The organism is Streptomyces sp. NPDC059900, assembly GCF_050270335.1.
In the GTDB taxonomy this organism is placed as follows: domain Bacteria; phylum Actinomycetota; class Actinomycetes; order Streptomycetales; family Streptomycetaceae; genus Streptomyces.
Map to the genome: position 1 here is coordinate 1 of NZ_JBNNJZ010000260.1, position 11,214 is coordinate 11,214.

8 protein-coding genes and 1 pseudogene are annotated in these 11,214 nt (G+C 71.7%); 1 reads left to right on the forward strand and 8 read right to left on the reverse strand.

All coding sequences use genetic code 11. The annotated features are described in order from the left end of the window. Nucleotides 1–12: 12 nt before the first annotated feature. The 6 genes from ACQKIP_RS27725 to ACQKIP_RS27750 all read right to left on the reverse strand — a co-directional run bounded on the left by ACQKIP_RS27725 (nucleotide 13) and on the right by ACQKIP_RS27750 (nucleotide 8,451). Nucleotides 13–2,433: a phosphoketolase family protein gene (locus ACQKIP_RS27725; RefSeq protein ID WP_365864633.1), complete on the reverse strand. Its 2,421-nt coding sequence runs from the start codon at nucleotides 2,431–2,433 to the stop codon at nucleotides 13–15. Between the two features lie 203 nt (nucleotides 2,434–2,636). After that, entirely contained in the window at nucleotides 2,637–4,187 is a 1,551-nt protein-coding gene (locus ACQKIP_RS27730; RefSeq protein WP_365864635.1) for an MFS transporter, read from the reverse strand. Between the two features lie 104 nt (nucleotides 4,188–4,291). Next, complete coding sequence (locus ACQKIP_RS27735) at nucleotides 4,292–5,788, reverse strand: sialate:H+ symport family MFS transporter (protein WP_365864637.1); 1,497 nt, start codon at nucleotides 5,786–5,788, stop codon at nucleotides 4,292–4,294. Nucleotides 5,789–5,849: 61 nt separating this feature from the next. Continuing rightward, complete coding sequence (locus ACQKIP_RS27740; RefSeq protein ID WP_365864639.1) at nucleotides 5,850–6,551, reverse strand: N-acetylmannosamine-6-phosphate 2-epimerase; 702 nt, start codon at nucleotides 6,549–6,551, stop codon at nucleotides 5,850–5,852. Further along, nucleotides 6,548–7,495 (reverse strand): ROK family protein, encoded by a 948-nt coding sequence (locus ACQKIP_RS27745; RefSeq protein ID WP_365864641.1) that lies wholly within the window; start codon nucleotides 7,493–7,495, stop codon nucleotides 6,548–6,550. The genes ACQKIP_RS27740 and ACQKIP_RS27745 overlap by 4 nt, the downstream gene beginning before the upstream one ends. Further along, the gene (locus ACQKIP_RS27750; RefSeq protein WP_365864643.1) at nucleotides 7,492–8,451 is read right to left on the reverse strand and encodes a dihydrodipicolinate synthase family protein; all 960 of its coding nucleotides are present in this window, start codon (nucleotides 8,449–8,451) and stop codon (nucleotides 7,492–7,494) included. Before ACQKIP_RS27750 ends, ACQKIP_RS27745 begins: the two co-directional genes overlap by 4 nt. A gap of 181 nt (nucleotides 8,452–8,632) precedes the next feature. Between ACQKIP_RS27750 and ACQKIP_RS27755 the strand changes: the two genes are divergently transcribed. After that, complete coding sequence (locus ACQKIP_RS27755; RefSeq protein ID WP_365864645.1) at nucleotides 8,633–9,325, forward strand: FadR/GntR family transcriptional regulator; 693 nt, start codon at nucleotides 8,633–8,635, stop codon at nucleotides 9,323–9,325. Here ACQKIP_RS27755 and ACQKIP_RS27760 read toward each other — a convergent pair. Both ACQKIP_RS27760 and ACQKIP_RS27765 read right to left on the reverse strand, forming a co-directional pair. After that, nucleotides 9,315–10,754, reverse strand: coding sequence for an exo-alpha-sialidase (locus ACQKIP_RS27760; RefSeq protein WP_365864647.1), 1,440 nt, complete (start codon nucleotides 10,752–10,754; stop codon nucleotides 9,315–9,317). The two genes, ACQKIP_RS27755 and ACQKIP_RS27760, sit on opposite strands and share 11 nt — an antisense overlap. A 57-nt stretch (nucleotides 10,755–10,811) precedes the next feature. Then, nucleotides 10,812–11,021 (reverse strand): annotated as a pseudogene (locus tag ACQKIP_RS27765) (acetylxylan esterase); the annotation flags it as partial. Between the last annotated feature and the right edge of the window lie 193 nt (nucleotides 11,022–11,214).

Here is an 11,214-nt window from a genome sequence, read left to right on the forward strand (position 1 = left end):
ACCGGATGCGGTTCAGTCCTGCCAGGACCAGTCCCGTACCTCCGGCAGGTCGACCCCGTGGGTGCGCACATATGCGTGGTGGCGCAGCCGCTTGTCCTCCATCGCCTGGCGCACCTCGACCGCGCGGACACCCAGGCCCGGCACCCGGTCGACGACGTCCATGACCAGGCGGAAGCGGTCCAGGTCGTTGGCGACCACCATGTCGAAAGGTGTGGTGGTCGTGCCGCGCTCCTTGTATCCGCGGACATGCATGTGCGGGTGGACCGCGCGCCGGTAGGCGAGGCGGTGCACCAGCCACGGGTAGCCGTGGAAGCCGAAGATGACCGGCTTGTCGCGGGTGAACAGCGCGTCGAACTCGGCGTCGGGCATGCCGTGCGGGTGCTCCCCCTCCGGCATGAGGCGCGCGATGTCCACGACGTTGACCACGCGCACCGCGAGTTCGGGCAGGTAGGTGCGCAACAGGAGTGCGGCGGCGAGCACTTCCAGGGTGGGCACGTCCCCCGCGCAGGCCAGTACGACGTCCGGTTCCCGGTCGCGGGTCTCGTTGCCCGCCCACGTCCACACCCCGGCGCCCCGCGCGCAGTGCTCGCGTGCCTCGTCCAGGCTCAGCCAGTCGAAACCGGGTTGCTTGCCGGCCACGATCACATTGACGTAGTCGCGCGACGCGAGGCAGTGCTCGGCGGTGGAGAGCAGCGTGTTGGTGTCCGGCGGCAGGTAGACCCGTACCGCCTCGGGGCTCTTGTTGAGGACGTGTCCGATGAAGCCGGGGTCCTGGTGGGAGAAGCCGTTGTGGTCCTGCCGCCACACATGGGAGGTCAGCAGGTAGTTCAGCGAGGCGATCGGCGCACGCCAGGGCAGTTCGCGGGTGGTGCGCAGCCATTTGATGTGCTGGTTGACCATGGAGTCGACGATGTGCACGAACGCCTCGTAGCAGGAGAAGAGCCCGTGGCGCCCCGTCAGGAGATAGCCCTCCAGCCACCCCTGGCAGGTGTGCTCGGAGAGGATCTCCATCACACGGCCGTGCCGGGAGAGGTGTTCGTCCACGTCGTGGATGTCCTCCTGCCAGGCCTTCCCGGTGGCGTCGTAGACCGCGTCGAGCCGGTTGGAGGCGGTCTCGTCCGGGCCCACCAGCCGGAAGTCGCGCCGCTCGGCGGTGTCGGCCATCACCTGTCGCAGGTAGCCGCCGAGGACCCGGGTCGGCTCGTTGACGCTGTCGCCGGGCTTGTCCACGTCGACCGCGAACTCCTCGAGCGGCCGCAGCGGCAGCGAGCGCAGGAGCAGCCCGCCGTTGGCGTGCGGGTTGGCGCCCAGGCGCAGGGTGCCCTGCGGGGCGACGTCGAGGAGCCCCGGGACCGGGCGCCCCTGCTCGTCGAAGAGTTCCTCGGGCCGGTAGGAGCGCAGCCAGTCCTCCAGCTGGCGGCGGTGCTCGGCACTCTCGCGGACGTTGGCGAGGGGCACCTGGTGGGACCGCCATGTGCCCTCCACCGGTTTGCCGTCCACCGTCTTGGGGCCGGTCCAGCCCTTCGGGGTGCGGAGCACGATCATGGGCCAGCGCGGCGCGGGGGCGTCCTTGCCGCGCTCTGTGTCCCCGGCGGCCCCGCCTGCCCTGGCCGTGCGCTGGATATCGGCGATGGCGTCGAGACAGCGGTCGAGGGCGAGGGCGAAGTCCCGGTGCACCGTCATGGCGTCGTCGCCGGTGACGTGCACGGGCTCGTATCCGTATCCGCGCATCAGCTCGTCCAGCTGGCTCTCGGGCAGCCGGGCCGGGATCGTCGGATTGGCGATCTTGTAGCCGTTCAGATGCAGGACGGGCAGGACCGCGCCGTCGTGCACCGGGTCCAGGAAGGTGTTGGAGTGCCAGGAGGCGGCCAGCGGCCCGGTCTCGGACTCCCCGTCGCCGATGACGCACACCGAAAGGAGGTCCGGGTTGTCGAAGGCGGCGCCGTACGCGTGCGAGAGGGAGTAGCCGAGCTCGCCGCCCTCGTGGATGGAGCCGGGTGTCTCGGGGGCGACATGGCTGGGCACTCCGCCGGGGAACGAGAACTGGCGGAATAGCCGGGCCATGCCCTCGCCGTCACGGGTGACGTCGGGATAGGTCTCGGTGTACGTGCCGTCCAGCCAGGAGTTGGCAAGGACCGCGGGTCCGCCGTGGCCGGGCCCCCAGATGCAGACGGTGTCCAGGTTCCGCGCCCTGATGACCCGGTTGAGGTGGGCGTGCACCAGGTTGAGCCCGGGCGAGGTGCCGAAGTGGCCGAGCAGCCGCGGCTTGATGTCCTCGACCTCGAGGGGCCGCCGCAGCAGGGCGTTGTCCATCAGGTAGATCTGGCCCACCGAGAGGTAGTTGGCCGCCCGCCAGTACCGTTCGAGGTCCTGGAGCTCGGCTTCGGAGGGGGGTTCGGCGGCTGCGGCCGGGTTCACCGCGGGGTCGCCCATGGCTGCTCCTTACGAGGGGGACGGCCGGCCCGACGAAGGCGCGCGGCACCAGCGGACGCGTGACGGATCACGTTCAACGTAATGGCGTGCCGGATCACCCGCCTCCCGGGGCGGCCGGACGCATGGTTCGCGTCACCGGGTGCCCGCAGGGAGCCCGCCGAACCGGAAAATCGGCGGCAGACCCCGAGGTCGCTGCGGGCCCTTCAGACCGAGGTCACCTCAGGCGTCCCGGCACCGTCCTGGCGGTGGCGCGGCGCGGGGGCCTTGACCAGCAGGAAGGCGACCACCGATGCCGCGAGCATGATCAGGGCCGCCCACCCGATGGCCACGGTGAAACCGTGCACCACTCCGGAGTCGACGATCTGTGCCTTGCGCTCGGGCGTGAGCCGGCCGGTGCGGGCCGGCCCCGCGAGGTGCGACGTGAGGTACGTGGCGGTGCTGGTCGTCGCGATGGTGTTCAGGAGCGCCGTTCCGATGGAACCGCCCACCTGCTGGGCGGTGTTGACCGTCGCCGACGTGACGCCCGCGTCCCGGGGCGCCACCCCGGCGGTGGCCGTCGCCATGACCGGCATGAAGGTGAGACCGAGGCCGAGACCCAGCATCAGCAGGCCGGGCAGGATGTGCCCGGCGTAGCTGGATTGCGTGCCGAGGAACGTCAGCGTGAACAGACCCGCCGCCGCGAGCAGCAGCCCCGGGCCCATCAGGAGCCGGGGCGGGACGTGATGCAGCAGCCGGGCCGAGATCTGCGTCGAACCGATGATGATGGCAAGCGACATCGGGAAGAAGGCGAATCCCGTCTTCACCGGCGAATAGCCGAGAATGCTCTGCAAGTAGTACGTCATGAAGAGGAACACGCCGAACATGCCGATCGTGGCGAGCCCCATGGTAAGCATCGAGCCGCCGCGGTTGCGATCCTTCACGATGTGCAGCGGCAACAGCGGGCGCGTCGTCCGCGTCTGCCACCACGCGAACACCGCCAGGAGCACGACGCCGCCGATCAGCAGGCCGAGGACCATCGCGGAGGTCCAGCCACGGGATTCGGCCTCGCTCAGGCCGTACACGACGGCGATGAGCCCTCCGCATCCCAGGACCACGCCGGGGACGTCCAGGCGGGCTTCCTTGTGTCCCACCCGGTCCTCGAGCAGGGAGACGGCGCCGAAGACGGCGAGCACGGCGATGGGCACGTTGACGTACAGGCACCAGCGCCAGTCCAGGTACTCCGTCAGGATGCCGCCGAGCAGCAGACCGAGGGCACCGCCCGCGCCTGCGATGGCGCCGTAGATCCCGAACGCCTTGGCGCGCTCCTTGCCGTCGGTGAAGGTGGTCGTCAGCAGGGAGAGCGCGGACGGGGCGAGCACCGCGGCGAAGACGCCCTGGAGGGCGCGGGACGCGAAGAGCATGGCCGGTCCGGTGGCGGCACCGCCGAGCGCCGAGGCCGCGGCGAAGCCGACGAGCCCGATGATGAAGGTGCGCTTGCGGCCGATGAGGTCGGCGATGCGGCCGCCGAGCAGCAGCAGACCGCCGAAGGCCAGCGTGTAGGCGGTGATGACCCACTGGCGGTTGCCGTTGGTCAGGCCCAGCTCGCGCTGCGCGGACGGCAGCGCGATGTTCACGATGGTCGCGTCCAGGACCACCATGAGCTGGGCGAGCGCGATCACGGCAAGGGCCCACCAGCGACGGCTGGAGTGGGGCTCCGCCGCGGGAGCGCCGCGGCCGGTCCCGCTCAGGTGTGTCTGCTCCTCGGGACTGCTCATAGGAACCAGAACACCACGCATCGCGTGCTCGCGCCGCCGGGAACTGGCCGGGATGCGGGCGCCGGGGCGCCCGTCCCGGGTGCGGGCCGTGTTCGCGCCCGGTGTCAGGTGCGGGCGGTGTCGCCCAGCTCCGAGGCCTGGTCGTCCGCTTGCTGCGCCGGCTTGGCCAGCTGGGCCGCCTCGTCCGCCAGGTGGTCCCGCTCGCCGTCCGGGTCCGTGAGCCGGTTCAGCCGGGCCGGTACGTCGAAGCCCACGAGCAGCACCACGATCACCGTGCCCGCGAACGTCAGTACGGCCAGGGCCTGGCCCAGGTCCATGCCGGAGGCGAGATGCGCCCCGAGGACCGGGGCGACGGCGCCGCCCAGCGCGCCCACGTTGTAGGTGAAGCCGAGCGCCGCGCCCCGGCTCTCCGTGGGGAAGTGGCCGCCGATGTAGCGCGGGAGCAGACCGGAGATGCCGAAGCTGGTCGCCTGGAGCAGGAACAGCAGGACACCGAGGAGCAGCAGGTTGTCGTCCACGGCGAACACGGGGTAGACGAAGGCGAGCGAGGCCAGGAGCGTCAGCGCGTACGCCTTCTTCGCGCCGATCCGGTCGCCGAGGAAACCCGCGGCCCAGCAGCCCACCATGGTGCCGAAGCCCGCGAAGTAGAGGACGTCGGTGACCTGGTCGGTGCTGTAGCCCAGGTCGGTCTTGAGGTACGTGGGCAGCAGCGCCTGGATGGGCCAGGAGTAGAGGAACGCGAAGAACAGCGTGACGATCATCGACAGGTACAGCGCCCAGCCGCGCTTGCCGCCGAGCTGGACGGCGAAGGCGGCAAGGGAGAGGCCGGCGACCACGGAAAGGACGGGCACCATGCCCGCGCCGCCGGGCGTGAAGACCAGGAAGAGGGAGAGCGTGGCGACCACGGTCAGGGCCGTGTTGGCGGTGGCCTTGGCACGGGTCGCGAAGAGCGGGCGGAACGGGTTGGGCTTGGCGCCCTTCTCGGCGACCGTCTCGCTCCACTCGGCCGCTTCCGGAAGGGCGCGCCGCATCCACAGCGCGACGGCGATCGGTATCAGGCCGAGGTAGAACATCCACCGCCAGCCGAGTGAGGGCACCACCCAGTTGTAGACCTGCGCGGCGAGCACCGAGCCGACCGAGAAGCCGGAGATGAGGAAGCCGCTGGCCCGGCTGCGCAGCTTCGCGGGCCAGCTCTCCATGACGTACGTGGCGCTTGCGCTGTACTCCCCGGCCATGCCCATGCCGATGGCGAGGCGCGCGGCGAAGAGGCTGTGGTAGTTCCAGGCGAAGCCGCAGGCGAACGTGCCCAGGGAGTAGAGCAGGATGCTCAGCACCATGGAGGCCTTGCGGCCGTAGCGGTCGCCGAGGGCGCCCAGGATCGCGCCGCCGAGCCAGCGCGTGATGAACGCGCCGGAGATGAGGCTGGCCGCCTGCACGGTGCTCAGGCCGAACTCGTCGCTGATCTCGGTGAGGACCAGCGTGATCAGGACGAAGTCGAAGCCGTCGAGGACGTATCCGATCCAGGCGGCGAAGAACGACTTCCACTGGCTGCCGCTGATCTCGCGGTACCAGCGGGGCTTGGCGGGTGATGAGGTCTGCACGGTGACTCCATGATGCGGGGCGGCGCTCGTCCTTGAGCGGCCGGTCGCCTAGAGGGACAGGTCAGTGCTTGGCGAGGCCCGCGGCGAAGCGGGCGGTCAGGGCGGTGGGCGCGGTGATGGCGGTGCCGACGACGACGCAGTGCGCGCCGCGCTCCAGGGCGGCGGCGGCCTCCGCGGGGGTGTTGATGCGGCCTTCGGCGACGACCGGGACGTCGATCGCGGCGGCGAGGGCGGCGACCAGATCGAGGTCGGGGCCGCTCTGCCGGGGCGTTCCGGGGACATAGCCGGACAGGGTGGTGGAGACGAAGTCGGCGCCCCGGGCGGCGGCGGTGATGCCTTCGTCGAGCGTGGAGACATCGGCCATGACGAGCGCGCCTGCCGCGTGGACCGCGGTGACGAGATCGGCGAAGGCCGAGCCGTCGGGGCGCGGCCGGCCGGTGGCGTCGGCGGCGACGACGGCCGCTCCGGCCTCCGCGATCGCCAGGGCGTGCCGGACGGTCGGGGTGATGTAGACGCCCGTGTCGCCGTCCTTCCACAGGCCGATGACCGGCAGGTCGACGGCGGCGGCTATCGCGGCGACGACCTCGGGTTCATTGGCGCGGATGGCGGCACCGCCCCCGGCGGCCCCCGACCGCGCGAGCCGTACGAGGGTGCCGGTCTCCCGCATCGGGTCGCCGGGCGGTGCCTGGCAGGAGACGATCAGGCTGCCCCGGAGCGCGGCGGCCAGTTCGGGCGCGGTCCATTTCTTCTGCTGCGTGGTCATCGGAGCGCTCCGGGGTGGTGGAGGGGCAGGCTTGCGGTGAGGGCTGCGGCGCCGAGGACCGCCGCGTCGGCGCCGAGCAGCGGGCCCCGGGGAGTCAGGCCGCGCAGGGGCGGCATCAGTTCCGCGGCGAAGGCCGCGGCCAGGGCGTCCGTGTACAGGGCGCCGATGCGGGGGACGCCGCCGGTGACGACGACCCGATCGGGGCCCAGCGTGTTGGCGAGTCCGCCGAGCGCCTGTCCGGCGGCGACGGCGCCGGTGGTGATCGCGTGGACGGCGTCCGCGTCGCCCTGCGCGGCCCGCGCGGCGACGGTCTCCAGGCGGTCCGCGGTGGCGTGGGTGAGCCGCCGGTAGTGGGCGGTGATCGCGGGCCCGGACGCGATGACTTCGAGGTGTCCGGTGGCGCCGCAGGTGCAGGGAAGACCGGCCGCCTGCGGGCTCGGCACATGGCCGAGGTGGCCCGCGATGCCCGCGGCGCCGTGCAGCATGCGCCCGTCGACGGCGACGGCGCCTCCGACGCCGGTGCCGATCGCGGCGAACAGCAGCGATCCGTGTTCTGGATCCAGCGCCGCGAGCTCCGGACCCGCGGTGGCCCGTACGTCGTTGTCGCAGGCCACCGGCAGTCCGGTGCGGTCCGCGAGCCCGGCGGCCAGGGCCGTGCCCGCCCAGCCGCCGATGGAGTCGGTGGCGCTGGTGACCCGTCCGGTACGCGGGTCGATGACCCCGGCGGCCGCGATGCCGAGCGCCGAGGCGCGGCGGCCCGGGTCGACCTCGGCGGCGGCCGCGGCCAGCGCGTCGAGCACGGCCTCGGCGCCGCTGCCGGCCGGGGTCGGCCGGGTGTGCCGGGCAAGCACCGTGCCCTCGGCACCGACCAGCGCGGCAGCGATCTTCGTGCCGCCGAGGTCGAGGCCTATGAGCGCGGCCCCTGCGGAAGAGCCGGAGTTCATCGGACCGGCGGCAGACCGGCGGCGCGCAGCCGCTGTGCGACCAGGGCGACCGACTCGGCGGACAGCTGGATCTGCGGGAAGGCGGTGTCCCCGCACTCGATGATGCCGAGCAGCTGGAGGGCGGCCTTGAACGAGCCGAGCGCGGAGGAGCTGCGGCCCATGTCCGCCTCCGGCCCCACGTCGACCATGCCGAACAGCTCGACGAGCTGCTCCTGCTCCTTGGCGGCGAGCGCCCAGTCCCCGGCCCGCGCGGCCTCGTACAGGCGTACGTATCCGGCCGGGTCGACGTTGCCGATGCCCGGCACGACGCCGTCGACACCGGCGAGCAGGACGGCGTCCACGGTCAGTTCGGACCCGGTGAGCACGCTGAACAGCGGGGCGGGGCCCTGCGCGCGGCCCTCGCGGCCGCCCAGTTCGACGATCAGTCGGCGCAGTCCGCCCTCGTCGCCGCTGCTGTCCTTCAGCCCGGCCAGCGTGCCGTCCTCGGCCAGGGCGCGCACCAGTCCGGTCGAGAGCTTGCTGTGGACGGCCACCGGAATGTCGTACGCGAACAGCGGCAGGTCCACGCTCGCGCGCAGGCGGCGGAAGTGCCCGGCGATCTCCTTCTCGTGGGTGCGGGTGTAGAAGGGCGCGGTCGCGACGAGGCCGTCCGCGCCGAGGGCTGCGGCGGCTCTGGCGTGTTCGACGACGCGTGCGGTCGTCGTGTCGATCACGCCGGCGAGGACCGGGACGCGGCAGTCGGCGGCGTTGACCACGGTTTCCAGGACCGTGGACCGCTGCTCGTCGGTGAGGTAGGCGACCTCGCTGGTGGATCCGAGGGCGAACAGGCCGTGCACTCCCCCGTCGACGAGGTGGTCGACGAGCCGGGCGAGGGAGGTGGTGTCGACCTCTCCGCGGGTGTCGAGGGGGGTGCAGACCGGCGGGACGACGCCGCGCAGCGGTGCGGACAGAGACATGGTGAGGACTCCAGCTCAGGTGAAGACATCGGTCCGCCGCCCGTCGCGAAGGCCGCGATGGCCGCGATGGCCGCGATGGCGCGGACCGGAACATGGGACGTAAGATGTCCTACGTCTTGCCTCACCTTAAACAGATGCTCCCGCCACCGGTCAAGGGGCAATCGCACCTCAGGAGGATGTTGTGGCTCGCCCGACCACGGCCCAGGACACCGAGCGCCAGCTGAAGGAGTTGATCCTGGAACGCAGGCTGGCCCCCGGTGACCCGCTGCCCACGGAAACCGAGCTGACCGAGCTGTTCGGGGTCGGCCGGGTGTCGGTGCGCGAGGCGCTCAAGGCGCTCCAGGCCGTCAACGTCGTCGAGATCCGCCGGGGCTCGGGCACCTTCGTGGGCTCGCTGTCCCTTTCGCCCTTCGCCGAAGGCCTGGCCTTCCGGGCCGCCGTCCGCCACCGGCTCGGCGAGCCGGGCCTCTTCGAGCTGATGAAGGTGCGCGAGGCCCTGGAGGCGGGCCTGGTCGGCGCGGTCTGTGCCGGGATACCGGCCGACGACCTCGCCGTACTGCGCGCCCTGGTCGGCGAGATGGAGGCCGAGGCGCGCGAGGGCACGGTGGCGCGCTCCACCGACCGCGCCTTTCATCTCGCGCTCTACGCCTCGCTCGACAGCCACCTGCTGAGCGAGGTCCTCGACGCGTTCTGGGCCGCCATGGACCGCGTACGCGAAGACCTCGACGACGGCCACCAGGATCCGTCCGTCACCTGCGCGCAGCACCGCGAGATCGTCGACGCGGTCGCGGCGGGCGACGGCGAACGCGCGGTGCGTGCCATGCGGACCCACTTCGACGGCATCCGTACCCGCCTGGAACCGGCTACGAAGTGATCGCCACCGTCGCGCTGCCCGAGGCCCGCTTGCCGCCGGTCCGATAGGTGGCGGTGAGCTCGACGCTGCCCGAGGCGTCCGGCGCCACGGTGACCGGGACCCTGACGGTGGCGCCCTCGCCCGGATCGAGTGCGGGCACGGCAACCTGACGGGTCGTCCACCCGCCGGGCACGGTGAGGTCGACGGTGCCGCGGGCGCGGCGCTTGTCCATCCGGTTGACCACCCGGACCTCGGCTTCCGCGCTCGCGCCCGCCTTCAGGGCCGTGGGCGGCGCGATCGTGATGTCGGCGCAGGTGCCGGCGAGCCAGTCCAGGTCGAAGGACGCGTAGGTGATGTGGGCGTAGTCGCCGCGCTCGTAGAGCAGTCCGATGCGCCCGTCCGGCAGCTTCGTGAGCGTCGAGTAGGCCGCGCTGCCGGGGTCGACGACCTTCCTGATCGGCCAGGTCTCGCCGTTGTCGCAGGACATCTTCACCGTGAGGTTGCGCCGCGTCGTGGCGTCCTCGGTGTTGCTGAAGAGCAGCCACGAGGACTGCTGGTCCGAGGCAGGGGCCCCGGGGTTGTATCGCATGATCGAGGCGTTGTTCGCGGGGTCGGTGAGTTCGGTGTCCTGTTTGAACGGGGTGTAGTTGACCCCGCCGTCGGAGGAGTACGCGATCGTCCGGTAGGGCTTGGAACGGTTGTTGAGCATGACCGTGCCGTCGGACAGCTCGACGGTCTTGTTCTCGTCGCCGCCGGGGCCGACCGGATTGCCCATCTTCCAGGTGGCTCCGTGGTCGTCGCTGTAGGCGCTGGCCGCGTAGTTGGCGCCGTTGATGCGGATGGCGTACTGCTGGATCAGCCGGCCCTTGTGCGGGCCGTGCCGCAGCTGGATGCCCTCGCCCGACGCCGCGAACATGCCCGCCCAGGCGGGGTCCTTGATCTGCTTGGTGATACGGCGGTGGGTCCAGGTGAGGCCGTCGTCGTCCGAGTAGCTGTAGTCGGCCTGGAGGATGTCCGGGTCGCTCTCGTCGTTGCCGGTGCCCGAGCCCGCGAAGCCCTGGTTCACCGAGGAGGCGTAGAAGACGAAGATCCGGCCGGTGGTGCGGTCGACCAGCAGGCTCGGATCGCCGTGCCCCTTGGGCGCGGCGTCCTTGCGCACCACCTGCTGCGCCTTCCACGTAGCACCGCCGTCGGTGCTCCGGCGCAGCACGACGCCGAGGTTGCCCGGCAGGTCGCCGAGGGTGGGCCTGGCGTCGTAGGCCGCGAGCAGCGTGCCCTCGGTCGAGGTGGTCAGGGCGGGGATGCGGTAGTAGGGCGAGCCCACTCCGTTGGCGGTCAGGTCCTGTGTCATCAGATCGCCCGTGGCGGCGGGGGCGCCGTGGGCGGTGCCGGTCGCGGTGATGACGAGGGCCGCGGCAGAAAGCAGGGCGAACGGGACTCTTCGCTGCATGGGGGATCTCTCTCTTCTCGGAGGACTCGTGCATCAGGGGGATCGGTGTGCCGCAGGTCAGGCGCGGCCGGCCCGCCCCGCGAGCAGGGAACGCACCCGGGCGAGCTGCTCTCGCTGATGGAATGCCGCGCCGCCCTCGTGCCCGTTGAAGGCGCAGACCCGCACGTCTTTGGGGCCCGCGCAGTGGTGGTAGGCGGTGCAGCAGGTGGAGGGCGGACAGATCCCGTCCATCATCGCGATCGAGAGCAGCACGGGAGCGGCGGCGCGAGCGGGCTTTCGCCTGCCGCGGGGACCTCGCTCAGGGTGCGGGCCCAGAAGGCGTCGAAGTCGGGCAGTTCGGGCCGGTATGCGCGGCAGTCCGCGAGTGAGAGGTCCGTCAGCAAGACCGCCGTCGTCGAAGGGCTCGCCCAGCGCATCGTGAAGGGCGACGTCCCGGAGTCCCTCAAGAACAAGCGGCTCG

Excerpts from the sequence above, each read along its gene's own strand:
- ACQKIP_RS27725 (WP_365864633.1), bottom strand. The coding sequence starts at position 2,433 with ATGGGCGACCCCGCGGTGAACCCGGCCGCAGCCGCCGAACCCCCCTCC.
- ACQKIP_RS27730 (WP_365864635.1), bottom strand. The coding sequence starts at position 4,187 with ATGAGCAGTCCCGAGGAGCAGACACACCTGAGCGGGACCGGCCGCGGC.
- ACQKIP_RS27740 (WP_365864639.1), bottom strand. The coding sequence starts at position 6,551 with ATGACCACGCAGCAGAAGAAATGGACCGCGCCCGAACTGGCCGCCGCG.
- ACQKIP_RS27745 (WP_365864641.1), bottom strand. The coding sequence starts at position 7,495 with ATGAACTCCGGCTCTTCCGCAGGGGCCGCGCTCATAGGCCTCGACCTC.
- ACQKIP_RS27750 (WP_365864643.1), bottom strand. The coding sequence starts at position 8,451 with ATGTCTCTGTCCGCACCGCTGCGCGGCGTCGTCCCGCCGGTCTGCACC.
- ACQKIP_RS27760 (WP_365864647.1), bottom strand. The coding sequence starts at position 10,754 with ATGCAGCGAAGAGTCCCGTTCGCCCTGCTTTCTGCCGCGGCCCTCGTC.